29 protein-coding genes are annotated in these 23,081 nt (G+C 73.5%); 12 read left to right on the forward strand and 17 right to left on the reverse strand.

The genetic code is table 11. The features are described from left to right. Positions 1 to 6: 6 nt before the first annotated feature. A complete protein-coding gene (locus tag AC3WRM_RS06175) occupies positions 7 to 303 on the reverse strand; it encodes a DUF3263 domain-containing protein (protein WP_067854109.1) in 297 nt (98 codons plus the stop codon). 73 nt (positions 304 to 376) lie between these two features. On the opposite strand from AC3WRM_RS06175, the gene AC3WRM_RS06180 reads away from it, so the two are divergent. Together AC3WRM_RS06180 and AC3WRM_RS06185 are read left to right on the forward strand one after the other, a co-directional pair. Beyond that, a complete protein-coding gene (locus tag AC3WRM_RS06180) occupies positions 377 to 1,420 on the forward strand; it encodes a Gfo/Idh/MocA family protein (RefSeq protein ID WP_492248870.1) in 1,044 nt (347 codons plus the stop codon). A 61-nt stretch (positions 1,421 to 1,481) separates the two neighbouring features. Continuing rightward, on the forward strand, positions 1,482 to 2,939 hold the full coding sequence (locus AC3WRM_RS06185) for an alpha,alpha-trehalose-phosphate synthase (UDP-forming) (RefSeq protein ID WP_492248871.1): 1,458 nt from the start codon (positions 1,482 to 1,484) through the stop codon (positions 2,937 to 2,939). Between the two features lie 16 nt (positions 2,940 to 2,955). On the opposite strand, the gene AC3WRM_RS06190 is transcribed toward AC3WRM_RS06185, so the two are convergent. Beyond that, positions 2,956 to 3,663 carry a GAP family protein gene (locus tag AC3WRM_RS06190; protein ID WP_492248872.1) on the reverse strand — a complete coding sequence of 236 codons (708 nt, stop codon included), beginning with the start codon at positions 3,661 to 3,663 and terminating at the stop codon, positions 2,956 to 2,958. Positions 3,664 to 3,739: 76 nt separating this feature from the next. Beyond that, positions 3,740 to 4,963 carry an MFS transporter gene (locus AC3WRM_RS06195; RefSeq protein ID WP_492248873.1) on the reverse strand — a complete coding sequence of 408 codons (1,224 nt, stop codon included), beginning with the start codon at positions 4,961 to 4,963 and terminating at the stop codon, positions 3,740 to 3,742. A gap of 112 nt (positions 4,964 to 5,075) precedes the next feature. Between AC3WRM_RS06195 and AC3WRM_RS06200 the strand changes: the two genes are divergently transcribed. Beyond that, positions 5,076 to 5,771, forward strand: a complete 696-nt coding sequence (locus AC3WRM_RS06200) for a uracil-DNA glycosylase (RefSeq protein ID WP_492248874.1) — start codon at positions 5,076 to 5,078, stop codon at positions 5,769 to 5,771. Between the two features lie 10 nt (positions 5,772 to 5,781). Beyond that, positions 5,782 to 6,933 carry an AI-2E family transporter gene (locus AC3WRM_RS06205; protein ID WP_492248875.1) on the forward strand — a complete coding sequence of 384 codons (1,152 nt, stop codon included), beginning with the start codon at positions 5,782 to 5,784 and terminating at the stop codon, positions 6,931 to 6,933. A gap of 10 nt (positions 6,934 to 6,943) precedes the next feature. Here the strand turns inward: AC3WRM_RS06205 and AC3WRM_RS06210 are convergent, their stop codons facing one another. After that, positions 6,944 to 7,237, reverse strand: a complete 294-nt coding sequence (locus AC3WRM_RS06210; RefSeq protein WP_492248876.1) for a WhiB family transcriptional regulator — start codon at positions 7,235 to 7,237, stop codon at positions 6,944 to 6,946. Positions 7,238 to 7,356: 119 nt separating this feature from the next. Between AC3WRM_RS06210 and AC3WRM_RS06215 the strand changes: the two genes are divergently transcribed. From AC3WRM_RS06215 to AC3WRM_RS06225, 3 genes are read left to right on the forward strand one after another with little or no spacing between them, the layout of a single operon-like run. Beyond that, complete coding sequence (locus AC3WRM_RS06215) at positions 7,357 to 8,253, forward strand: MerR family transcriptional regulator (RefSeq protein WP_492248877.1); 897 nt, start codon at positions 7,357 to 7,359, stop codon at positions 8,251 to 8,253. A gap of 54 nt (positions 8,254 to 8,307) precedes the next feature. After that, complete coding sequence (folP, locus tag AC3WRM_RS06220; RefSeq protein WP_492248878.1) at positions 8,308 to 9,174, forward strand: dihydropteroate synthase; 867 nt, start codon at positions 8,308 to 8,310, stop codon at positions 9,172 to 9,174. After that, on the forward strand, positions 9,167 to 10,066 hold the full coding sequence (locus AC3WRM_RS06225) for a glucosyl-3-phosphoglycerate synthase (protein ID WP_492248879.1): 900 nt from the start codon (positions 9,167 to 9,169) through the stop codon (positions 10,064 to 10,066). The genes folP and AC3WRM_RS06225 overlap by 8 nt, the downstream gene beginning before the upstream one ends. Here the strand turns inward: AC3WRM_RS06225 and rpsN are convergent, their stop codons facing one another. Genes rpsN through rpmB form a run of 3 tightly spaced genes read right to left on the reverse strand, consistent with a single transcriptional unit; the run spans position 10,067 to position 10,778 of the window. Further along, entirely contained in the window at positions 10,067 to 10,372 is a 306-nt protein-coding gene (rpsN, locus tag AC3WRM_RS06230; RefSeq protein ID WP_492248880.1) for a 30S ribosomal protein S14, read from the reverse strand. Beyond that, positions 10,372 to 10,542, reverse strand: coding sequence for a 50S ribosomal protein L33 (gene rpmG, locus AC3WRM_RS06235; RefSeq protein WP_067854075.1), 171 nt, complete (start codon positions 10,540 to 10,542; stop codon positions 10,372 to 10,374). Before rpmG ends, rpsN begins: the two co-directional genes overlap by 1 nt. Then, entirely contained in the window at positions 10,542 to 10,778 is a 237-nt protein-coding gene (gene rpmB, locus AC3WRM_RS06240; protein ID WP_067854070.1) for a 50S ribosomal protein L28, read from the reverse strand. Before rpmB ends, rpmG begins: the two co-directional genes overlap by 1 nt. A gap of 55 nt (positions 10,779 to 10,833) precedes the next feature. On the opposite strand from rpmB, the gene AC3WRM_RS06245 reads away from it, so the two are divergent. From AC3WRM_RS06245 to ykgO, 4 genes are read left to right on the forward strand one after another with little or no spacing between them, the layout of a single operon-like run. After that, positions 10,834 to 11,097 carry a type B 50S ribosomal protein L31 gene (locus AC3WRM_RS06245; protein ID WP_492248881.1) on the forward strand — a complete coding sequence of 88 codons (264 nt, stop codon included), beginning with the start codon at positions 10,834 to 10,836 and terminating at the stop codon, positions 11,095 to 11,097. Continuing rightward, positions 11,094 to 12,227: a GTP-binding protein gene (locus AC3WRM_RS06250; RefSeq protein WP_492248882.1), complete on the forward strand. Its 1,134-nt coding sequence runs from the start codon at positions 11,094 to 11,096 to the stop codon at positions 12,225 to 12,227. Before AC3WRM_RS06245 ends, AC3WRM_RS06250 begins: the two co-directional genes overlap by 4 nt. Before the next feature lie 12 nt (positions 12,228 to 12,239). Beyond that, on the forward strand, positions 12,240 to 12,407 hold the full coding sequence (rpmF, locus tag AC3WRM_RS06255; RefSeq protein WP_492248883.1) for a 50S ribosomal protein L32: 168 nt from the start codon (positions 12,240 to 12,242) through the stop codon (positions 12,405 to 12,407). A gap of 42 nt (positions 12,408 to 12,449) precedes the next feature. Next, complete coding sequence (gene ykgO / locus AC3WRM_RS06260; protein WP_023645249.1) at positions 12,450 to 12,572, forward strand: type B 50S ribosomal protein L36; 123 nt, start codon at positions 12,450 to 12,452, stop codon at positions 12,570 to 12,572. A 117-nt stretch (positions 12,573 to 12,689) separates the two neighbouring features. Here ykgO and AC3WRM_RS06265 read toward each other — a convergent pair whose 3' ends face one another. Next, the gene (locus AC3WRM_RS06265) at positions 12,690 to 13,475 is read right to left on the reverse strand and encodes a TSUP family transporter (protein ID WP_492248884.1); all 786 of its coding nucleotides are present in this window, start codon (positions 13,473 to 13,475) and stop codon (positions 12,690 to 12,692) included. A 95-nt stretch (positions 13,476 to 13,570) separates the two neighbouring features. Here AC3WRM_RS06265 and AC3WRM_RS06270 point away from each other — a divergent pair, with 95 nt between their 5' ends. Beyond that, positions 13,571 to 15,307 (forward strand): ATP-dependent nuclease, encoded by a 1,737-nt coding sequence (locus tag AC3WRM_RS06270; protein ID WP_492248885.1) that lies wholly within the window; start codon positions 13,571 to 13,573, stop codon positions 15,305 to 15,307. On the opposite strand, the gene AC3WRM_RS06275 is transcribed toward AC3WRM_RS06270, so the two are convergent. From AC3WRM_RS06275 to AC3WRM_RS06315, 9 genes are all read right to left on the reverse strand, one after another. After that, the gene (locus AC3WRM_RS06275) at positions 15,273 to 16,064 is read right to left on the reverse strand and encodes a class I SAM-dependent methyltransferase (RefSeq protein WP_492270915.1); all 792 of its coding nucleotides are present in this window, start codon (positions 16,062 to 16,064) and stop codon (positions 15,273 to 15,275) included. The two genes, AC3WRM_RS06270 and AC3WRM_RS06275, sit on opposite strands and share 35 nt — an antisense overlap. Next, positions 16,061 to 17,146 carry a glucosidase family protein gene (locus AC3WRM_RS06280; protein ID WP_492248887.1) on the reverse strand — a complete coding sequence of 362 codons (1,086 nt, stop codon included), beginning with the start codon at positions 17,144 to 17,146 and terminating at the stop codon, positions 16,061 to 16,063. The genes AC3WRM_RS06275 and AC3WRM_RS06280 overlap by 4 nt, the downstream gene beginning before the upstream one ends. A gap of 1 nt (position 17,147) precedes the next feature. Beyond that, a complete protein-coding gene (locus AC3WRM_RS06285) occupies positions 17,148 to 17,864 on the reverse strand; it encodes a class I SAM-dependent methyltransferase (RefSeq protein ID WP_492248888.1) in 717 nt (238 codons plus the stop codon). Between the two features lies 1 nt (position 17,865). Further along, a complete protein-coding gene (locus AC3WRM_RS06290; RefSeq protein ID WP_492248889.1) occupies positions 17,866 to 19,116 on the reverse strand; it encodes a glycosyltransferase family 4 protein in 1,251 nt (416 codons plus the stop codon). Between the two features lie 76 nt (positions 19,117 to 19,192). Beyond that, positions 19,193 to 19,744, reverse strand: a complete 552-nt coding sequence (locus AC3WRM_RS06295; RefSeq protein ID WP_492248890.1) for a hypothetical protein — start codon at positions 19,742 to 19,744, stop codon at positions 19,193 to 19,195. Beyond that, entirely contained in the window at positions 19,741 to 20,505 is a 765-nt protein-coding gene (locus tag AC3WRM_RS06300) for a hypothetical protein (RefSeq protein WP_492248891.1), read from the reverse strand. The genes AC3WRM_RS06295 and AC3WRM_RS06300 overlap by 4 nt, the downstream gene beginning before the upstream one ends. Then, positions 20,502 to 21,551: an HTTM domain-containing protein gene (locus AC3WRM_RS06305; RefSeq protein WP_492248892.1), complete on the reverse strand. Its 1,050-nt coding sequence runs from the start codon at positions 21,549 to 21,551 to the stop codon at positions 20,502 to 20,504. The genes AC3WRM_RS06300 and AC3WRM_RS06305 overlap by 4 nt, the downstream gene beginning before the upstream one ends. After that, positions 21,548 to 22,297 (reverse strand): DUF5819 family protein, encoded by a 750-nt coding sequence (locus tag AC3WRM_RS06310; protein WP_492248893.1) that lies wholly within the window; start codon positions 22,295 to 22,297, stop codon positions 21,548 to 21,550. Before AC3WRM_RS06310 ends, AC3WRM_RS06305 begins: the two co-directional genes overlap by 4 nt. A gap of 103 nt (positions 22,298 to 22,400) precedes the next feature. Beyond that, positions 22,401 to 23,081, reverse strand: a 681-nt coding sequence (locus tag AC3WRM_RS06315; protein WP_492270916.1) for a hypothetical protein, incomplete at its 5' end; no start/stop codon positions are given.

The raw sequence follows: 23,081 nt of genomic DNA on the forward strand, positions 1-23,081 counted from the left end.
CGCGTCTCAGAGGTCGATGCCGAGGCGTCGCGCCGACCGGCTGCGCTGGCGCTGGGCCCGCAGCCGACGCAGGCGCTTGACCAGCAGCGGGTCGAAGGCCAGGGCGTCGTCGCGGTCGATCAGCGCGTTGAGCAGCTGGTAGTAGCGGGTGGCGGACATGTCGAACTTCTCGCGGATGGCCTGCTCCTTGGCCCCCGCGAACTGCCACCACAGCCGCTCCATCGCGAGCATCTCGAGATCGCGCTCGGTCAGGGTGTCGCCGGGGCGTGCCGTCTCGTGGGTCGGCTGCTCCGCTGCACTCATGGCTCGATCGTAACCCAGGAATCACACGCCTGTCATTCGCTTCGACGACGGGATCGTCTGGTATGCGTGGGGCATGTCGTCGACCCCCGCCGCACCTGCCCCCGGCGCACCCGTGCCCGCCGACCGACCGCTGCGCTGGGGCGTGCTCGCCACCGGCAAGATCGCGGGCAGCTTCGCGCGCGACCTCGCGCTGCTGGACGACCACGAGGTCGTCGCCGCCGGGTCGCGCGACGTGGAGCGCGCCCGGGCGTTCGTCGCCGAGCACGGCACCGCCGACGCCCGCGGCTACGGCAGCTACGAGGAGCTCGCCGCCGACCCCGAGGTCGACGTCGTCTACGTCGCGAGCCCCCACGGACGTCACCTGGAGGACGCGACCCTCTGCCTCGATGCGGGCAAGGCGGTGCTGTGCGAGAAGGCCCTCACCCTCGACGCCCCCACGGGCCGCCGATTGGTCGAGCACGCGCGGGAGCGGGGTCTGTTCCTCGCTGAGGCGATGTGGATGCGCACCAACCCCGTGATCCGGGAGGTCCAGCGGCTCGTCGGCGAGGGTGCACTCGGGGAGCTGGGCGAGGTGCGCGCCGAGCTGGGCTTCGTCGCGGACCCCGCCGTGGCCCGGTTGTGGGAGCCCGAGCTCGGCGCGAGCGCGCTGCTCGACATCGGCATCTACCCGCTCACGTTCGCGCACCTGCTGCTCGGCCAGCCGCACACCGTCGCCGCGGCGGGCGCGCTGCACGAGCGCGGGTTCGACGTCGCCGGCGGTGCGACGCTCGTGCACGAGGGGCGCGGCGAGCGCGGGGTCGAGCCCGTCTCGAGCCTCGCCTGGACGCAGCTCGCGCAGTCCGACAACACCGCCTCCGTGGCCGGGACCGAGGGACGCATCGAGATCGGGCGGCGCTTTCACCACCCGACGTCGTTCACGCTCGTGCGCGGCGACGAGGCCGAGACGATCGACGTCCCCGTCATCGGCCGGGGCTACGCCCACGAGGCCGTCGAGGTCGCCGCCTGCCTGCGCGCGGGACGCACCGAGTCCGACCTGCTGCCGCTCGACGCGACCGTCCAGCTGCAGGAGCTCATGGACACGATCCTCGAGCAGGTCGGCGTCCGGACGCACGCCTGACCCGACCTCGATGCGCGTGATGTCGACGGGCGACGTCGGCGCGACCCCCTAGGGTGGGGGCATGGCGGCAACGGCTGACTTCGTGGTGATCGCCAACCGGCTTCCCGTCGACCGTGTGGTCCAGCCCGACGGCAGCACCACCTGGCGCACCTCCCCCGGCGGTCTGGTGACGGCGCTCGAGCCCGTCATGCGGCGCAACGGCGGCGCGTGGATCGGGTGGCACGGCGCGCCCGACGAGAAGCTGCGCACCTTCGAGCACGACGGCATCACCCTCGTGCCGGTGCACCTGACCGGCCAGGAGTACGAGGAGTACTACGAGGGGTTCTCCAACGCCACGCTGTGGCCGCTGTACCACGACGTCGTCGCGCCGCCGGAGTTCCACCGCGAGTGGTGGGAGTCCTACGTCGAGGTCAACCGCCGGTTCGCGAAGAAGGCGGCTCGGATCGCCCGGCGCAACGCCGTCGTCTGGGTGCAGGACTACCAGCTGCAGCTCGTCCCCCAGATGCTGCGCGAGCTGCGCCCCGACCTGCGCATCGGCTTCTTCCTGCACATCCCCTTCCCGCCGAACGAGCTCTTCCAGCAGCTGCCGTGGCGCCGCTCGATCCTCGAGGGACTCCTCGGCGCCGACCTCGTCGGCTTCCAGCTCCCCGGGGCGGCGCAGAACTTCGTCCGCCTGGTCCGCCAGCGCGTGGGGCACAAGACCCACCGCGACACCGTCTACCTCGAGGACGGGCGGAGCGTCACGGCACGGGCCTACCCGATCTCCATCGACTCCGCCGGGTTCGAGGAGATGGCGCGCCGGCCCGACGTGGGCGCGCGCGCCGCGGAGATCCGCGAGAGCCTCGGCAACCCGCGGTGCGTCCTGCTCGGCATCGACCGGCTCGACTACACCAAGGGCCTCAGGCAGCGGCTCCGCGCGTTCGGCGAGCTCGTCACCGAGGGCGCGGTCGACGTCGAGGACGCCGTGTTCGTGCAGGTGGCCACGCCGTCGCGCGAGCGCGTGGAGCAGTACCGGCTGCTGCGCGACGACATCGACCGCCTCGTCGGTCGGATCAACGGCGACGTCGGGCGCATCGGCGCCCAGCCCATCACCTACCTGCACGCCTCCTACCCGCGCGAGGAGATGGCGGCGCTGTACCGGGCGGCCGACGTCATGGTCGTCACGCCGCTGCGCGACGGCATGAACCTGGTCGCCAAGGAGTACGTGGCGTGCCGCTACGACGACGACGGCGCGCTGGTGCTCAGCGAGTTCGCCGGTGCGGCCGCGGAGCTGCGTCAGGCCTACCGGGTGAACCCCTACGACATCAACGGCCTCAAGGAAGCGCTGCTCGAGGCGATCCGCGCCCCCGAGAAGGAGCGCACCCGCCGCATGAAGGCGATGCGCAAGCAGGTCGTCGAGAACGACATCGAGCTGTGGGCCAACCGCTTCCTCGACGACCTGCGCACGGTGCGCCACACCCACGACAAGACGCCGCGGCCGGCGCGCGACAACCCCGAGACGACCACGCGCCGCCGCTGACGACGACGGGCTCGGCTCAGGCCGTCAGCCGCGAGAGCGCGTCGGCACCGACGAGGAAGCCGACCACGCCGACGCCCCAGCTCATCGCGACGCCGCTGCGAGCCGACATCCAGGCGTCGAGGCGCTCGAGCCACGGCTCGACCCGGCGCGCGGCCACCAGGCGGAGCGCGAGCAGCACCAGGGCCGGCAGCACCATCACGGCGACGTAGCCGACGAGCACGAGCAGCTGCCAGGGTCGGTCGAGGCCGGACCGCGAGAGCAGGCCCATCGCGGCGAGGTAGGGCAGCATCGTCGCCAGCTCGACGACGGTCGCCACGAGTGCGACGAGGACCGTGGTGCGTGCCGGCACCCCCTCGCCCTGCAGCGTCGCCCGCCACCGCAGGGCTCGTGGGCTCGGACCGCCGCGCTCCTTGGCGCGCCGCTCCAGCGGCCAGCTCCACCAGAACAGCGCCGCACCGACCACCAGCTGCACGACGGCCAGCGGACGGTTCCGCGCGAGGGCGTCACCGGCGCCGGACACCGCGTCGAGGACGGCGTCGACGCCGAGCAGCAGCAGGACCCCGACCGCCGCGTAGAAGGCGGCGACGGTGGCGAGGAAGAGCAGCACCCGTCCGGGGCGCACGCGCGGGGCGACCAGCATCCAGAGCGGGACCAGCAGCGTGCCGGCACTCGTGCTGTCGGCCAGGGCGAGCAGCACCAGCCCACCGAGCACGGCCCAGGTCACGGCGACTCCTCTCCTCGACGCCTCGACCGTGCCACAACCGACTCGGGCGGCCCAACAGGGGCGGCCACCGGACCTCTCAGGCCGTGCGGACGTCCGGTCGCGTCCCACCGCGACCCTGACGAGCCCGGAACAGGGTCGACACGACGAGGGCGAGCCCGGTCGCGGCGACCGTCACGGCGAACGCCGGGGTGTGGCCCCCGACGTCGGCGAGCCGACCGGCCACCGTCGAGCCGAGGGCGTACCCGATGCCGGTGGCGCCCGCGAGCAGCGTCATGGCCGTGCCCACGCGCTCGGGCACGACGACCGCGCCCGCCATGGCGAAGTTGCTGATCATGTAGGGCGCCACGGCGAAGCCGAGCAGGGCGATGACCGCGACGAGCTGGCCGATCGTCTGCACGAGGAGCAGCGGCGCCGAGAGGACGAGCAGGGCCGCCGCCGAGGCGACCATGCGCGTCGGGTAGCCGATCCGTTCCGGCAGCGCGGCGATCGCGAGGCCGGCGATGGCGCTGCCCACGCCCAGCGTCGCGTGGATCAGGCCGGCCTGCCCGGGCTCGCCCTGGGCGGTGGCGAGCACCGTCGAGCCCGTCTGGGTGGCACCGAAGACCATGCCGATGCACAGCTGCGCGAGGGCGAGCACGCCGAGCACGCCGGTGAGCACCGGTGCCGTCGACCGGGGCACGCCGGCCTCGGGCCGGGTCAGCGCGGCGGTCGGGTGCAGCGCGAACCAGGATCCGAAGGCCACCAGCACCCCGCCCGCCACGAGCAGCGCGTCGCCCGGCGCGACGACGACGGCGAGGAGCCCCACGGTGGCCGGCCCGAGCACGAACGACACCTCGTCGGCGGCTCCCTCGTAGGAGAACGCGGCGTCGACGAGCCGGCGCTGGTCGGGCGCGTCCTTCGTGATGGGCTGCCAGCGCACGCGGGCGAGCGGTCCGATCTGCGGCGTCGCGAGACCGGCGAGGGCGGCGACGGCGATGATGGCGGCCGGCGGCGCGCCCGCCTGCGTGGTCCACACGATGGCGGCGAGTCCGGCACCTCCGGCCCACGACTGCACGAGCACGACCGGCCGCTGGCCGACCCGGTCGGCGAGCGAGCCGAAGAACGGGGCACCCACGGCGTTCGCGACGGCCAGCGCACCCGCCGCGGCACCACCGAGCGCGTACCGTCCGGTCGCGGCGCTGACCAGCAGCAGGGTGCCCATCTGGCTCATGGCAAGCGGGACTCGCCCGAGGAAGGCTACGGCGACGTAGGCGGGCCCGACGATCCGCAGCAGCGTGCGGTACGCGGCGATGGCTGACACTGCGCCGAGCAGTCTAGTCGCGGCCGCGACGTCGGTCGTCAGCGGTCGTCCGTGCGACGCGGAGGACGCCCGGGGCGGGCGGCGACGCTGCTCGTCTGGTGGAATGCGGCACATGCCGCAACCGCTCCCCGACGTCGTCGGGCCCGGGTGGGCCGACGCACTCGCCCCGGTCGAGGACGAGATCCACCGCCTCGGCGACGTGCTCCGCCGCGAGACGGCCGAGGGCCGCCCGTGGCTCCCCGCCGGCAGCGCGATCCTGCGCGCCTTCCGCGAGCCGTTCGCCGACGTCAAGGTGCTCGTCGTCGGCCAGGACCCTTACCCCACGCCCGGGCACCCCATGGGGCTGTCGTTCTCGGTGCAGCCCGACGTGCGGCCGGTCCCGCGGAGCCTGGCGAACCTCTTCACCGAGCTGGAGGCCGACCTCGGCGTGCCGCGATCGGCCCACGGCGACCTGAGCGCCTGGGCCGCCCAGGGCGTGCTGCTGCTGAACCGCGTCCTCACCGTCGGCGTCGGCGCGCCCGCGAGCCACCGCGGCATGGGGTGGGAGAAGGTCACCGAGCAGGCCATCCGCGCGCTCGTCGCCCGCGACGCCCCGCTCGTCGCGGTGCTGTGGGGACGCCAGGCGCAGGACCTGCAGCCGCTGCTCGGCGACGTCCCGGTGGTCGCGAGCCCCCACCCCAGCCCGCTGTCGGCGTCGCGGGGCTTCTTCGGCTCGCGACCGTTCAGCCGGGTCAACGGGTACCTGAAGACGCTGGGCACCGCGCCGATCGACTGGCGGCTGCCGCCCGCGGCGGAGCCCTCCGCCTAGGCTGAGCCCCATGAGCACCCCCCGCGTCCGCGACCGCGCCGTCGTCATCGACGAGGCCTTCGCCACCATGCAGCGCTGGGGCCTGCGCGTCGTCGTGGTGGCGGCGGCCCTCTTCGTGCTCGGCTGGGTGGTCGGCAGCCTCTGGATGGTGTTCTTCCCGCTGTCGATCGCGCTGCTCGTCGCGACGGTGCTCTCCCCGCCGGTCAGCTGGCTGCGCCGGCACAAGGTGCCCAGCACCCTCGCCGCGCTGATCGTCATGCTCACGTTCCTCGGCGTCGTCGTGGCCACCATCGCGATCCTCACGCCGCAGGTGGCCGGTCAGGCGCCGGCGATCGCCAAGCAGGCCTCCGGCGGCCTGCAGGAGGTGCGCAACTGGCTCACGGACGGACCGCTCTCGCTGTCGGACGGCCAGATCACGCGGGCGATCGCCGCGGTCCAGGACCGGCTCCAGGACAGCGCCGCCGCCATCAGCTCGGGCATCTTCTCCACGCTGAGCGCCGCGACGAACGCGGTGCTCAACCTGGTGCTCATCCTCATGCTGACGTTCTTCTTCATCAAGGACGGGCACCGGTTCCTGCCGTGGCTCACGACGCTCGGCGGCCACCGTGCCGGCGCGCACCTGAGCGAGCTGCTCGGCCGTGTCTGGGGCACGATCGGCGGCTTCATCCGCACCCAGAGCCTCGTCGCGTTCATCGACGCCGTCCTCATCGGCATCGGCCTGGCGATCCTCGGCGTGCCGCTGGCCATCCCGCTGGCCGTCATCACGTTCTTCGGTGGGTTCATCCCGATCATCGGCGCCTTCGCCAGCGGCATCCTCGCCGTGCTCGTGACCCTCGTGACCAACGACTTCAAGGCGGCGGTCATCGCCGCCCTGATCGTCATCGGCGTCCAGCAGCTCGAGGGGAACGTGCTGTCGCCGTGGCTCCAGGGCAAGACGATGAACCTGCACGCCGGTGTGGTCCTCATGTCCGTCACCGCCGGTGGCACGCTCTTCGGCGTGACCGGAGCCTTCCTCGCCGTGCCGGTCGCCGCCGCGTCGGCCGAGCTCTTCCGCTACCTCAACGAGCAGGTCGACCGGAGCGTCGACCCGCAGGCGCCGACGGAGGACAAGCACGCCGCGGACCTGCTGGCCGAGGGCCGGACGGCCCTCGACCCCGACTGAGCCCGCTGGTTCAGGAGGCGAGGTCGCGCTGCGACTGCGCCAGGATCTCCGTGCGCTCGTGCTCGGTCAGACCACCCCACACGCCGTAGGGCTCGCGGGCGGCCAGCGCGTGCTCGCGGCACTCGTGGATGACGGGGCAGGTCGCGCAGATCGCCTTGGCCGCGGACTCGCGGTCACGACGTCGGGAGCCGCGCTCGGCGTCGGGCGAGAAGAACCGGGCGGACTCCAGGCCCTGGCACGCGCCCTGGTACTGCCACTCGTAGACCTCTTGCAGCGGGAGCGGGAGGTTCTTGAGGTTTGCCATCGTGCACTCCTTCGGGAAGCTGCCTCGGGGGACTCGTGCCGGTGAGGTCGTTGTTGTTCAGACCTTAACGACAACTTGTTCAGGTTGGCAAGTGGGTGAACAAGTTCTATGATGGCGGCATGGCTTCCACCGATCCGACCACCCAGGCGCAGCAGGCGACCCTGCTGTCCGTGGGCGAGGTCGCGGAGAAGCTCGGCGTCCCCGCCTCCACGTTGCGCACGTGGGAGCGCCGCTACGAGCTCGGTCCGTCCGCGCGCAGCGCCGGCGGACACCGTCGCTACGACGCCGCGGACGTCGAGCGTCTGCAGCGGATGCACTTGCTCGTCGACAGCGGTCTCGGCCCGGCGGCCGCGGCCCGCGCGGCCATCAGCGGCGACCCGATGGAGCGCACCGAGGGCGCCGACGCCTTCGCCGACGCCGTCATCGCCGCCACCCGCGCGTACGACGCCGAGGGCCTGCGCACGCTGTTCGTGCGCAAGCTCGACGACCTCGGCACCATCAGCGCCTGGACCGACCACATCGCGCCGTCGATGCGTCGCGTCGGCGAGGAGTGGTACCGCGGCAGCGTCGGCGTCGACGGCGAGCACCTCGTGAGCGACGCGCTGCACACCGCGCTGCGTGCGCGGCTCGCGTCGCGTCGCACCAAGGGGCAGGACCACCGCCCCGTCCTGCTCGCCTGCGCCGAGGACGAGCACCACGTGCTGCCGCTGCTCGCGCTGCAGTGCGCGCTCGCCGATCTGGAGGTGGGCTGCCACATGCTCGGCCAGCGCACCCCGTTCAGCGCGATCGCCGGCATGACGATCCGGCTCGAGCCCGCAGCCGTCTTCCTCTGGGCGTCCATCGTGCACTTCGACGGCAACGCCCTCGCCTCGGTGCTCGACGCCGCGGCCGACCGCACCGACGTCCTGCTCGGCGGACCCGGCTGGAGCGTCGAGGGCGGCACCCACGTCGCCGACCTGCAGGAGGCGGTCGACGCCGTGCAGCAGGCCATCGCGCGACACCCTCTCGGGTCGTGAGTGGCGCGACCTGGTCGAGCGGCGTCGCGTGGGACTGTCTGGGAGCATGACGTCGTGGCCGACCTGACCTTCCGCGGACGCCGCGTCGTCCGGGACCGGGCCCTCGTGATGGCGATCATCAACCGCACGCCGGACTCGTTCTACGACCGTGGGGCCACCTTCGACCCCACGTCGGCGCTCGACGCCGTGCGTCGCGCCGTCGCCGACGGCGCGGAGGTCGTCGACATCGGCGGCGTGAAGGCCGGCCCGGGCGCCGACGTCGACCCCGCGGAGGAGGTGCGGCGCACCGTGCCCTTCATCGAGGCGGTGCGCGACGCGGAGCCCGACGTCGTCATCAGCATCGACACCTGGCGCGCCGACGTGGCGCAGGCAGCGGCGGCGGCCGGGGCGGACCTGCTGAACGACACGTGGGCCGGCCACGACCCCGACGTCGTGCACGTGGCGGCCGAGCACGGTCTCGGGTACGTCTGCTCGCACACCGGCGGCGCCCTCCCCCGCACCCGCCCGCACCGGGTGCGCTACGACGACGTCGTGGCCGACGTCGTCACGACCACCACGCGCGCTGCGGAGGCGGCGGTCGCGGCAGGGGTGCCGCGCGAGGGCGTGCTCGTCGACCCCACCCACGACTTCGGCAAGAACACGTTCCACAGCCTCGAGCTCGCCCGACGGGCGGACACACTGGTGGCCACCGGATGGCCCGTCCTCATGGCGCTGTCACGGAAGGACTTCATCGGGGAGACCCTGGGGCTGCCTCCTGAGGACCGCCTGGAGGGGACGCTGGCCACCACCGCGCTCACCGCGGCGGCCGGGTGCGCGATGTTCCGTACCCACGACGTGGTCGCCACCCGCCGCGTCCTCGAGATGACGGCCACGCTGGTCGGCGACCGGCCACCCGCTCGGGCGGTGCGCGGCCTTGTCTGAGGCACGACGCTGGTTCGAGACCCGCACGTTCGACGCGTCACACCCGCTCGGCGACCTCGTCGAGGCCAAGGCAGGACGTGGCGTCACGGTGGTCCTCCCCGCGCGCGACGAGGCCCCGACGATCGGTGCCATCGTGCAGCGCGTGCGCACCGCCCTGTGCGACCTCGTCCCCCTCGTCGACGAGGTGCTCGTGGTCGACTCGCGCTCGGGCGACGCGACGGCCCAGGTCGCGCGTGACGCCGGGGCCACGGTGGTCGCCGTGGCCGACCCCGACCCCGCGTTCGACGGCGGCAAGGGCGCGGCCATGCGCACCGGCATCGCGCGGATGCAGGGCGACGTCGGCGTGTTCCTCGACGCCGACGTGACCGGCTTCGACCCGGCCTTCGTGGCCCGGCTCCTCGGTCCGCTGCTCCGCGACCCGTCACTGGTGCTGGTCAAGGCCTTCTACGACCGACCCACGCACGACGGCGGGGGCGGTCGGGTGACCGAGCTCGTGGCACGGCCCGAGATCGCCCGACGCGCGCCCGAGCTCGGCGGCTTCGTCCAGCCGCTCGCCGGCGAGTGCGCGTTCGTGCGCGACGCGTTCGTCGACCTGCCCGTCGTGAGCGGCTACGGCGTCGACGTCGGGATGCTGCTGCACGCCGTGCGCAAGCACGGTCTCGACGCCACGGCGCAGGCCGACCTCGGCCGCCGCGAGCACCAGCACCAGGGGCTCACGGCACTCGGGCGGATGGCCCTGCAGGTGCGGGCGGCGTTCGACCTGGTGCTCGAGGACCGCGACGTCGTGGTCGACGAGCGGTGGGTGCCGACGCGCCGGGCCGACGGCACGCCCGACCTCGTCGCCGAGCGGGTCGAGACGCGTCTGCTGTCCCCGCCCGGCGTCGACGGCTGACTACCAGCTCGACTTCGTGATGCCGGGCAGCTCGCCGCGGTGGGCACCCTCGCGGAAGCGGATCCGCGACAGTCCCGCGACCCGCAGGTGGCCCCGGGGACGCCCGTCGACCTGGTCGCGGTTGCGCACCCGCGACGGCGACGAGTCGCGCGGCAGCCGGGCGAGGGCCCGCGAGGCCTCCATCCGCTCGGCCATCGACAGGCTGGCGTCGCGCGACGCGGCGCGCAGGGCGTCACGCCGCTCGCGGTAGCGCTCCACGGTCTCCTTGCGCCGCTCGTTGGCGACGATCTTGCTGCGCTTGGCCATCAGCGCTCCTCCTTGAACTCGACGTGCTTGCGGATCTTCGGGTCGTACTTGCGCAGCACCAGCCGGTCGGGGTCGTTGCGGCGGTTCTTGCGCGTGACGTAGGTCGTGCCCGTGCCGGCCGTCGAGCGCAGCTTCACGATCGGGCGCAGCTCGTTGCCTCTCTTGGCCATCAGAGCCTCTCCCCTCGGGCGAGGATGTCGGCGACCACGGCGTCGATGCCGCGGACGTCGACCGTCTTGATGCCGCGCGCGCTGAGCGTGAGCGTGACGTGGCGGCCGAGGCTCGGCACCCAGTACCGCTTCTTCTGGACGTTGACGTCGAAGCGTCGCTTGGTGCGACGGTGCGAGTGCGAGACGTGGTGGCCGAAGCCGGGGGTGGCCCCCGTGACCTGGCAGGTGCGCGACACGGCGACCTCCTGTGTAGAATGACAATCGTTCGCAACAGACTACCGGAGATCTCTCGTGAAGAAGAACCAGCACCCCCGCTACGAGGAGGTCGCCTTCCGCGACCGCTCCGGCGACCTCCTGCTCGTCACCCGCTCGACGCTGCCCGAGCGACTGCCCGCCGACCAGCCCACCGTCGAGGTCGACGGACGCACGCTACCGGTCGTCGACGTCGAGATCTCGAGCGCGAGCCACCCGTTCTGGACCGGCCGCGGACGCGTCGTCGACACCGAGGGCCGCGTCGAGCGCTTCCGGCGGCGCTACGGGCAGGCCGGACGATGAGCCCTGCCCCTCGTCGCAGTCGTCGCCGGATCCTCGAGCGCAGCATCCCCGCCGTGCTGGTGACCGGCATCGGCGACGCGGCCATGGAGGCCGTCACCGTCGGCCTGCAGTTCGACCTGCCCTCCGCCGTCGTCGTCCGCCACACCCTCGACGTGGAGAACCAGCGGCTCACGCGCGTCGTCAGCGACCTCACCGGTGTCGTGGAGCGCCACGTGCACGAGCTCGAGCACGCCTGCGTCGCCTGCGCGCTGCGCGAGGACGTCGTGCCGACCCTCGAGCGGCTCGCCGCCAGCGGCCGCTGGGGCACCGTCGTCGCGCACCTGCCCGTCGCCGCCGAGGCGCTCCAGGCCTGCCGGGTCATCGAGTCCTACGCCGACGTCGCGCCCCACGTGCACGTGGCCGCCGTCGTCGCCGCCCTCGACGGCGAGACCGTGCTGGCCGACCTGCTGGGCGACGACCTGCTCCACGAACGGTCCCTGCACACCAGCGAGGACGACACCCGCGGCGTGGCCGAGACCGCTGCCGCGATCGTCGAGTACGCCGACGCCGTCGTCCTCGCCGGGACGTCCTCCCCGGACGCCCGCGACCTGCTCCGCGCGCTCGCCCGACCGCAGGTGCCCGTCGTCGGCGACCCGTCGGCCCTCGACGCCGGTCCGCTCGTCGACGGTGCGCACCTGCACGCCGTGACCGAGGCCTGGGTCGACGTCGTCCGCCGGGGCGAGCTGCCGCGGTACGCGTCCGAGCACGTCTGGACGCTCGACCTGCGCTCGGACCGCCCGTTCCACCCCGACCGGCTGCTGGAGAGCATCGAGCGCATCGGCGGCGGACCCCGCCGGTCCCGCGGGTCGTTCTGGCTGCCCAGCCGTCCCGCCGACGTGTGCGTGTGGGACGGAGCCGGCGGCCAGCTGAGCATCGGCACGGCGTCGCCCTGGGGTGCCAGCGCCCCGCTGACCCGCATCGTCGTGCACGGACTGGTGTCGGGACCGCTCGCGAGCACGCCCGACGACGTGCAGGCCGCCTTCGAGCACTGCCTGCTCACCGACACCGAGATGGCCGAGCGCGGCCCGTACTGGGAGGTCGTCGAGGACGGCCTCGAACCCTGGCTCGGCGACGTCCGCCGCGCCGCCTGACCAGGAGGAACCATGGCAGTCCCCAAGCGCAAGACCTCACGCAGCAACACCCGCCACCGCCGGTCGCAGTGGAAGGCCACCCGGCCCGACCTCGTGCCGGTGACCGTCGACGGCCGCACCGTCCACGTCCCGCGGCGGCTCGTCAAGGCCGTGCACCGCGGTCTCGTCGACGGCGTCTGACCTGCCGCACGCCCATCCACCAGCACCACTCCAGGAGGAACCATGAAGGTCCGCAACTCGCTGCGCTCGCTGAAGAACCAGCCCGGCTCGCAGGTGGTGCGCCGTCGCGGTCGCACCTACGTCATCAACAAGCAGAACCCGCGCCTCAAGGCTCGCCAGGGCTGATCCGTCGCACTCACCCTGGAAGTCCCTCACTCCCCTGAGGACCGCTCCCAGGGTGAGCGAGGGACTCCCGAGGTGGGCTGCTGGTTCCCATCAGATGATGGGAACCAGCGGCCGGGTTCAGCCGACGAGCTGCTGCCAGGTGTCCCACCCGATCCGCAGCGTGAAGGCGCACACGACCACCACGAACACCGCCCGCACGAACCGGCTGCCGCGGGCCACCGCCAGCCGGGCGCCGAGGTAGCCGCCCGCCACGTTGCACACCGCGAGCACCGCGGCCACCTGCCACATCACCACGCCCTGGGGCACGAACACGGCGAGCGCGGCCAGGTTCGTCGCGAAGTTCGCGAGCTTCGCCTTGCCGCTGGCCTCGAGGAACCCGTAGCCCAGCACCCCCACCAGCGCGAACACGAAGAACGAGCCCGTCCCCGGCCCGAGCGCCCCGTCGTAGAAGCCGACACCGGCCCCGATGCAGAGCGCGGCCGCGTAGTGACGGCGCCCGTCGAAGCGCAGCGCGGCCACCTGGCCCAGCTCCGGTCGCAGCACCGTGAACAGGCCGACGGCGACCAGCACCACCAGGATCACCGGGTTGAACGCCGCTCGCGGGATCCACGACGCCACGACCGCCCCCAGCAGCGAGCCGACGAACGCCGCCGCGGCGAGCGGGGCGGCCGTGCGCAGGTCGAGCCGGACGCGCCGCAGGTAGGTCAGGCTCGACGTCGTGGTGCCGGCGATGGAGCCGACCTTGTTCGTCGCGAGCAGCTGCACCGGCGCCGCCTGCGGGAACGCGACGAGCAGCGCGGGCAGCTGCACCAGCCCGCCCCCGCCGACCACCGCGTCGACCCACCCGGCGACGAAGGCCGCCGCGGCGAGGAACAGCAGCACCCCTGCGGTCACGTCGTCCACCGGACCAGGCTACGGAGACTGCGTCGAGGTCGCGGACACCGGCGTCCGGACCAGTAGCCTGTCTCCTGCCGGCACCACCCAGGGAGGTTCGAGGCATGCGACTGGTCGCTGCACGGGTCCGCAAGGTCATGTCCGTGCAGGACTCGGGGCGCCTCGCGCTCGACGAGGGCCTCACCACGCTCGTCGGCAAGAACGAGTCGGGCAAGACGGCCATGCTGCAGGCCCTCTACCGCGCCAACCCGCTACCGAGCGGGCACCCGGCGGCGTTCACCGCCCGCCGCGACTACCCCCGCCGCGACCTCGGGGCGGACCGCGACCGGATCGACGACGTCCGGCCGGTGACGCTCGAGGTCGAGCTCGACTACGCGGACCGTCAACGGCTGGAGCGCACCGGCGAGCTGCTGCCGACGACGCCGCTGTACGTGAGCCGCCGCTACGGCGACGACACGCTGCACTGGGCGGTCGACGAGGACGGCACGCCCCTGGAGGTCTCGGCCCCGACGCTCGCCGACCTCACCTCGATGCTGCCGGGCTTCCAGTACTTCGACGACCACAACGTGCTGCCGGGGAGCGTCTCGATCCGACGTCTGCAGGAGCTCGACGCGGCGGACCTCTACCCGTCTGAGCGCACCGCGCTGGCCCTGCTGCGGCTCGCCGGCGTCGCCGACGCGTCGTTCGGCGCGGACGACCTCGACGCGCACCAGGCCGCCCTCGCCGCCGCCGCGACCCGTCTGACCGACCAGCTCCTCGCGTACTGGAGCCAGAACCGCGACCTGTCCGTCGAGCTCGCCCTCGAGACGGTGGGCCTGGCCACGCCGGAGCCGTGGCTGCACGTCAGGGTGCGCGACGAGCGTCGCGGCGTCAGCCTGAACGTCGCCGAGCGCTCGAGCGGCTTCCTCTGGTTCTTCTCCTTCCTCGCCGCCTTCTCGGAGTTCGCGGGGCAGGAGCGCAGGGTCGTGCTGCTGGACGAGCCGGGCATGAACCTGCACGCGAACGCCCAGGGCGACCTGCTGCGGTACCTGAAGGAGCAGCTCGAGCCCCACCACCAGGTGGTCTACTCGACGCACTCGCCCTACCTCGTCGACGCCGGGCGCCTCTCCCGGTGCCGGGTGCTCGAGAACGTCGGCGACCGTGGCACCACGGTCAGCTCCGAGCTGTGGAGCGCCGGCTCGGAGACGACGGTGCCGCTGCTCGCCGCACTGGGCGCCGACCTGGCCCGCACGCTCGTCAGCAGCCCGCACCAGCTGCTCGTGTCGTCGCCGTCGGACGTCACCTACCTCACCGTCATGGGCGACCTGCTCCGCTCCGAGGGCGGCCGCGCACTCGACCCGCGCTGGACGGTGACGCCCATGGGCGGCGCGTCCGGGCTGCCGACGACCCTCGCCCTGCTCGGCACGACGGCGACGTCGGCGACGGTGCTGATGGACGGTCCGGCCGGGTCGCGCGGAGCTGTGGAGGAGCTCGTGAACCGCGGGGCGATCTCCGCCGACCACCTGGTGCCCCTCACCGACCTCACGGGCACGCTCGACGCCGACCTGGAGGACCTCTTCGACGCCGAGTGGTACCTGAGGCTGCTGGCCGAGTCGGGCGGTCCGGTGGTCTCGCACCGCAGGCTGGTCGGGAAGCGGTTCCTGCGCACGCCGCCGCGGCGACGCATCGTCCACCAGGCCGAGACGGTCCTGGGCCACCGCTTCGACCGCTTCCAGCCGGCCGCCCACCTCCTGCGCGAGAGGTCGCGGGTCCTCGAGACCGTCGACGCCGACGCCCGGCAGCGCTTCCAGCAGCTCATCGACCGCCTCAACGCCCTCCTCGAGCGCCCCCTCTCCCCCTGAGTGGGGGGGGGGGGGGGGGGGGGGGGGGGGGGGGGGGGGGAGAAGCGTCCCCCCCCCCCCCCCCCCCCCCCCCCCCCCCCCCCCCCCCCCCCCCCCCCCCCCCCCCCCCCCCCCCCCCCCAGCGGCGCAGGACCCGGAGGGAGCCGGTGTGGCCGACCTCGGTGAAGCCGTCGTCGAGGGCACGCAGGTAGATGCGGTAGGGCGCCTGGCCGCCGTCGGCCGGGTCGGGGAAGACGTCGTGGATCACCAGCGCGCCACCCGGACGCACCCAGCGGGCCCAGCCGTCGTAGTCGCCCTGGGCGTGCTCGTCGGTGTGGCCGCCGTCGACGAACACCAGGTCGAGCTCGCAACCCCACCACGACGCGACGTCGGGCGAGCGGGCGACCACGACGTCGACCACGTCCTCGAGCCCGGCGCGCGACAGCGTCTCGCGCAGGAAGGGCAACGTCTCCATCCGTCCGTCGGCGCCGACGAGGGACGTGTCGTGGTACTCCCACCCGGACTGCTGCTCCTCGGAGCCGCGGTGGTGGTCGATCGTCACCAGCCGCGCACCCCGCAACCGGGCGACGTGCCCGAGGTGGACGGCCGACTTGCCGCAGTAGCTGCCGATCTCGACGGCCACGCCACCGGGCCGCAGGTGGGCGCCGGCCGCCTCGCGCAGGGCGTCGGCCTCGTCGTCGGGCAGGAAGCCGCGCACGTCGTCGGCGACGCTGCGCAGATCGCCGGGCAGGTCGAGCGCGGGGTCGGGCTCGCTCACGGGCGCTCCTCGTCGGTGGTCAGCAGCGGCAGGCCGTCACCACGGAACAGGCCGTTCGCGGGCGTGGTGCGGGTGAGCGCGTCGACCGCGAGCAGGACGGTGCCGGCGGTCCAGGTGGTCTGCTCGACCGGCCAGTACGTCTCGTCCGGGTAGACGTAGCCGGTCCAGTAGGTCGCGTCGTCGCGGCGCAGCACCTGAATCTCGCCGAGGATGCGACGGGCGTCGACGTCGCGGCCGACGGCGTCGAGCGCGAGGACCAGCTCGCAGGTCTCGCCGCCGGTGACCCACGGGCTGTCGTCGACGCACCGGGCACCGAAGCCGGGCACGACGAAGTCGTCCCAGCGGGCGTCCAGGCGAGCCGCCGCGACGGCCGCGGGCAGCGCCCCGCCGAGCACCGGGTAGTACCAGTCCATCGAGAAGCGGGCCTTGTCGGCGAAGCGGTGCGGCTCGTGGTCGAGCGCGCGACGCAGCCGCACGGCGGCGTCGCGCCACGCCGGCACGTGCTCGCCGACGACGTGGGCCAGCGCGACCCCGCAGCGCAGGCTGAGGTGGATGCTGGCGTTGCCGGTCACGAGCGCCTCGTCCGCGACGTCGCCCTCGGCCCCGCGCGACCAGCGCACGGGCCCGGCGGGCTCCTGCAGCTCGAGCACGACGTCGAGCGCCGCGCGCACCGTCGGCCACATGCCCTCGACGAACGCGACGTCGCCGGCGAGTCGCCAGTGGTGCCAGACCGCGGTCGCGACGTAGGCGGTGAAGTTCGCGTCGGTGGCCGGCACCGTGACCACGCCGTCGACGTACTCGGTCGCGAACGACCCGTCGGGCCGCTGCGCGCCGCGGCTCCACGCGTAGGCCGCCTCCGCCTCCTCGCGGCGTCCGGCGACGGCGAGGCCCATCGCCGCCTGCAGGTGGTCCCACGGGTCGAGGTGGTGGCCCTCGAACCAGGGGATCGACCCGTCGGGCCGCTGCACGGCCACGATGGTGTCGGCGGTGGCCTGCACCTGCCCGGCGTCGAGCACGCCTGGCAGCGCGAGCGCGGCCCCCGCGAGCGGGAGGTCCCCCCAGCGGGCGGTCGGGAGCGTCACGTCAGGCGAGCGGCTTGGTGTAGTACAGCGCGACGCTCTTGCCGAGCAGCGGGTTGAGCGCCTTCTCGGCCACGCGCGTGGTGCGGGGCGCCTTCATCATGTCCCACACCAGCAGCCGGTGGTACGCACGGACAGCGGGGTGCTGGTCGCGCTCGACGCCGACCGCGCACTTGATCCACCAGTACGGCGCGTGCAGGCCGTGCGCGTGGTGCGTGTGCGTGTGCACGAGTCCCTCGGCGCGCAGCATGGCGTCGAGCTCGCTGGCCTTGTAGATGCGGATGTGGCCGCCCTCGTTGGCGTGGTACTCGTCCGAGAGCATCCAGCAGACCTTCTCGGGCCAGTGCCGCGGCACCGTGACGGCCAGCGTGCCGCCCGGGGCCAGGATGCGCACGAGCTCGCTGATCGCCTGCACGTCCTCCGGGACGTGCTCGAGGATCTCCGAGGCGAGCACGACGTCGAAGCTGCCGTCGGCGTACGGCATGTCGAGGATGGTGCCGGCCTGCACGGTCCCCCGGCCGGACTCCGGCACCTGGCCCTCGAGGCGCATCGCCTCGAACATCTCGTCGACGCCCTTGAGCTCGACCTCGTCGAGGTCGAACGCGGTCACGTCGGCACCCCGGCGCAGCGCCTCGTAGCTGTGGCGACCGGCACCGGCCCCCACGTCGATGAACCGGGTGCGGGCGCCCACCCGGAGGCGGTCGAAGTCGACGGTCAGCACGTCACTGCTCCTTGCCGGCGAACCTGCGGATCGCCTCGTCGTACACGTCAGCGGTGGCGCGCGCCACCGAGGTCCAGCTGTAGCGCTCGAGGGCGCGGGCCCGGCCGGCGGCACCGAGGGCGGTGCGGCGGTCGGGGTCGTCGAGGAGGGCGGAGATGGCCGACGCGAGCTCCTCGGGGTCACCCGGCTCCACGAGCACGGCGCACGGGTCGCCGTCCTCGCCGTCGCCGACGACCTCGGGGATGGCGCCTGCCCGGCTGGCCACGACGGCGGTGCCGCTGGCGAGCGCCTCGACGGTCGGCAGCGAGAAGCCCTCGTAGAGCGACGGCACGCACATGACCTCGGCCGAGCGCATGAGGTCGGCGATCTGCTCGGCCTCCAGACCGCTGTGCGTGGTCACGCAGTCGCGCAGGCCCAGCGCGTCGATGCGGCGGTCGGTGGCGCCACCCGGCTCGACGGAGGAGACCAGCTGCAGCTCGACGTCGGGGTGCTCGACCCGGACCTTCGCCAGGGCGTCGAGCAGGTGCGCCACCCCCTTGAGCGGCTTGTCGGCGGAGGCGACGGCGACGATGCGACCCGGGACGCGGTCGCCGCCCGGAGTGAAGAGGTCGGTGTCGACGCCGAGCGGGACGACGCGGATGCGCTCGGGGTCGATGCCGAAGTCGGTGACGGTGTCGTCGGTGGCCACCGTCGACACGCCGACGACGAACGGCAGACGCCGGGCCACCCGGGCCTGCATGCCGACGAAGGAGTACCAGCGGGCGACGGACAGCTTCCGCCAGCCGCGGGCGGCCTCGAGCTCGACCTTCCGGTCGCGGCTGATGGGGTGGTGGATCGTGGCGACGAGCGGCAGGCGTCGGCGCAGCGCGAGCAGCCCCCACCCGAGGCTCTGGTTGTCGTGCACGACGTCGAACTCGCCCACGCGCTCGCGCAGGTGACGGTCCGCCCGCAGCGTGAACGTGAGCGGCTCGCCGAACGCGCCGGTGACGCTGAGGACCCACTCGACGACGTCGGGGACGCTGCGCAGCGTCCAGGGCGCGGGCGGCTTGAACGGGTCGGGCTCGTCGTAGATGCCGAGGCTGGGCAGCCGGGTGAGCCGGACGCGCGGGTCGAGGCCCACGGGATAGGGCTGCCCGGAGATCACCTCGACGTCGTGGCCCGCCTCGACCAGGCCTCGGCTGAGGTGCTCGACGTAGACGCCCTGGCCACCCACGTGCTGCTTGCTGCGGTACGACAACAGGGCGACGCGCACGTGACCACCTTCCGCCTCGGCCGCGTGGGAGGCGGCAGTTGAGAGACCCACGGTATCCGAGACGCGACACGGGGTGTCATGCGCGGCCGGACCCCGGGGTGGTCGGCGGGTCGAGCGGCGTGCCGGCCAGCTCCTCCGCGGTCATGCCGCAGCGTCGGCGCAGCGTCGGGTCGAGGGTCGCGAACGAGCGCGCGAGGGTGTCGCGCATCTGCGCGAGCGCGAGGAGGACACCCTCGTTCGAGAGATCGCCGTCGGTGGTCTCGAGGGCGCCACGAGCGGTGCCCAGGTCGCGCACGACGGCGCGGTAGGCCGCCTTGTCCGTGCGGTCCGTCTCCAGTCGTTCCAGGTGGTCGTACGCGCGCTCGAGCACCTCGAGCCGCGGGCCGAGGGTCCGGGCCACGTCGCGCGGGGGCGGTGGGTGCGCGTTCGCGTCGCGCAGGCTCTCGAGCGTCCCGCAGTAGTCGGTCAGCGCGATGCTGAAGGTCGCTCGTGCCGTGGGCCTCGGAGCGGGCTCGCTGTCACCGCCGCACCCTGCCAGCAGGACCGCGGCGACGAGGACCGCGGCGACGAAGAGCGCGAAGGCGCCGGCGGCCCGGCCCGGCAGCCACGTGTCGGGGTGGCGGCTCACGGCCGCACCACCTCGTCGGGGCGGGGCGTCGCGACCACGACCGGCTCCCGGACGAGCTCGAGGTCGAAGTCCGCGCGGACCCCCTCGCCCCTCAGCCGCACGGACTGCAGGACGGGTGTCCCCCGGCGCGACACCACGAACGTCGTGCGGGCACCGGCGGTGTCGTCGAGGACCACCTCGAACGTGTCCGCGTTGGCGCGGACCTCGGCGACGTCGGTGGGGCGCAGGGCAGCGGCCCGGCCGAGGATCCGGCCGGGGTCGAGCTGGTCGCGGAGCCGGTCCCCGGCGGCGGGCTCCATGAGGACCCAGCCTCGGGCTCCGGCGCGGGCGGACGCCGGCGTGTACCCGCTGCGCAGCCAGAAGGACCGGTCGGCGTGGACCCAGGTGGTGTTGAAGCGGCTGCGCACCTCGAGCCGGGTCTGCGGGGACCGGACACTCGCCTCCCAGGCGCCGCTGCGCAGGTCGCCCGTCGCCTCCACCGTCCCGCGCTCCCCCGCGGTGCGGCTGCTGCCGGTCATGCTCGTCGCACCCGCGGCCTTGGCCTCCCGGGACGCCGCGCGCAGCCTCTCGAGCGCGGCACCCACCTGCGGGTCCGTCGTCGGGCTGGCGGACGCCGTCGGGTCCGGCGTACCGGTCGGGGAGTCGGCACTCGGCTCGGACCGCTGGTCGCGAGACCCGCTGCTGTCGGAGCCCGAGCAGCCCGCGAGGGCCAGCGTGGCGACGAGCAGGCCCACCAGGACCCTGGCCGCTGAGCGGGTCATGCCGTCCTCCGCACCCGGCTCTGGACCGCGATGACGAGGTCGTCCCACCGGTCGATCGCGAACGCCTGCACCCGCAGCAGCGTGCGCTGGCTGACGAAGAGCGTGTCGAACGCGAGCATCGACAGGGAGAACCAGGGCAGTCCCATCAGCACGGCGATGCCGATGTGGCTGCCCGCGATGCCGACGAGCGCGACGCGACGCGCCGGCGCCCACGCCAGCGTCAGCGGGAACAGGACCTGCAGCAGCACGACCGACCAGGTCGCGAGCGCGAGGATCACCGGCTGGGCGACGAGCAGGTCGTTGAGGAACCCGAACGGCCGGAACTCCGGCAACGACAACGGGTAGTAGAGCGCCGTGCCGAACTGCCACGGCCCGCCGCGCGCCTTGTACAGGCCTGCGGTCACGTACACGAGCACGATCTGCGCCATGAGCAGCCCGAGCGCCACGTTACTGACGAACGTGCCGACGGCGCGAGCGGCGTCGCGGTCGAGCACCCGCGCGAGCCCGAGACGCGTCCACACCAGGTACTGCAGGGTCGAGTCCATCCCACCCCACCGCAGGCGCGCGTCCCACGACCAGACGACCGAGCAGCGCGTCCACAGCAGGTAGAAGAGGCCGATCCGCGCGATGTTGTCGCCCTGGTCGCCGAGGAACGGGGCCGACTCGACGAGCTGGATTGAGCCGAGCAGGAGCACCACCCCCGCCGTCCGGGTGAGGCGGCCGAGCGTGAAGCAGACGGCGGCCGCCAGGACGAGGAGGTAGTACACGTCGAACCACCCGCCCGGCAGGTGCTGCAGGCCGACGAGCCAGCCGTCGAACCCGTAGCCCTCCCGCAGCGGGGTCATCCAGGACGACCCGGGCCCCCAGAGAAGCCGTCGGTCGCGGAGGTTCGACAGCAGCACCCCGACGTACATCGTGCCGAGCATGATCCGGCAGGCCGCGAGGCTGTGCAGGCCGTAGGGGTGGGTGCACAGCCGGTCGACGACCGCGGCCACCCTCGACGTGTCCCGGCGCTGGTCGATGCGCCGTTGGCCGACGGACCTCATGGGCGCACCCCGACCCGCGCCAGGTGGTCCTGGAGCACGCCCCGGTCCGGCTGCGGGACCGGCACCGCGTCGCGCCAGCCGTAGCGGACCGGCCGGAAGGTGACGGTGTGCCGGCCGTCCTTGGCCGTCCCGTACTCGACGACCTGACGTCGGACCGTCCGCAGCTCGACCTGGGTCGCGCGGCCGTCCCACAGGGTCTGCGCCGCGACGGACGCGAGCTGGTTCAGCACCGCGTCGGTGCGCAGGTAGCGACGGGCCGCGGCGGGCTCGCCGTCCGCGGCGAGGAGCGCCCGGCGCAGGGTGCGCTGCGTGTCCTCCTCCGGGACGACCTCGCGCTGGTCCTCGGACAGTCCGTTGAAGGCGCCGTTGAGCGAGCCGGCGAGGGTCTGGGTGAGCAGCGCGGAGCGGCTGGGCGCGAGGGAGAGGCGGATCTGGTCGCGTTCCGGTGCCGTGAGCGACACCCACGGGGACACCCAGTCGTCACCGTCGCGCCCCCGCACCTCGAGGTCGATCGTGCCGCGCTTCGGGATCGGCGCGAAGACCGACCAGCTCTGCTCGAAGAACGGCTGGATGTAGGCGTCGAGCCATCGTCCGGAGACCTGCTCGGACACGAGGTTGTCCGGCAGGATCCACAGCGCGACGACCATCGTGTGGGCCACGGCTGCGACGGCCACGGCCACCAGGACGCCCCGGACGCCGCGCGGGAGCGGTCGGGCGGGCTGCTGAGGGTCGCTGTCGCTGGTCATCTGCACTCCTGGGTCGGAGGCAGGTCGGGGTCGGTGGCGTCCTCACGGACGGCGGCACCGACCCCGACCCGCCTCGGCTGGCGGTGGGAGCTCGTCCCGGCGGCTAGGCCTGGGCCCCTCGCCCGCGGCGACCGGCCAGCAGCGTGGCCCCACCGAGGGCGGTCAGCGCCAGGCCCCAGAGCAGCAGGGGCACGGAGACCGGCCCACCCGTGTTCGGGAGGTAGGCACCGTGGGGTCCGCCCACGGCGCCGCTGCTGATGCCGGACGCCGAGGTGCTGAACCCGATGCCGCTGGCACCACCGGCGATCTGGTCCTTGCCGGCCGTCTGGCCGGCTCCCGACGTGTCCGCACCGGAGGTGCCGCCCGAGTCGTCGTTGCCCGACGTGCTGGCACCGGAGCTGTCAGCGCCCGAGTTGTCCCTGCCGGAGTTGTCGGTCCCGGAGTTGTCCGAGCCCGAGTTGTCCCTGCCGGCGTTGTCCGTGCCGGAGTTGTCGGTACCCGAGTTGTCCGTGCCCGAGTTGTCGGTACCCGAGTTGTCGGTACCCGAGTTGTCCGTGCCCGAGTTGTCGGTACCCGAGTTGTCGGTCCCGGAGTTGTCCGTGCCCGAGTTGTCGGTACCCGAGTTGTCCGTGCCCGAGTTGTCCGTGCCCGAGTTGTCGGTACCCGAGTTGTCGGTACCCGAGTTGTCGGTACCCGAGTTGTCGGTACCCGAGTTGTCGGTACCCGAGTTGTCCGTGCCCGAGTTGTCCGTGCCCGAGTTGTCGGTACCCGAGTTGTCGGTACC

Source organism: Aeromicrobium sp. EU05-FHT14F07 (genome assembly GCF_058790455.1).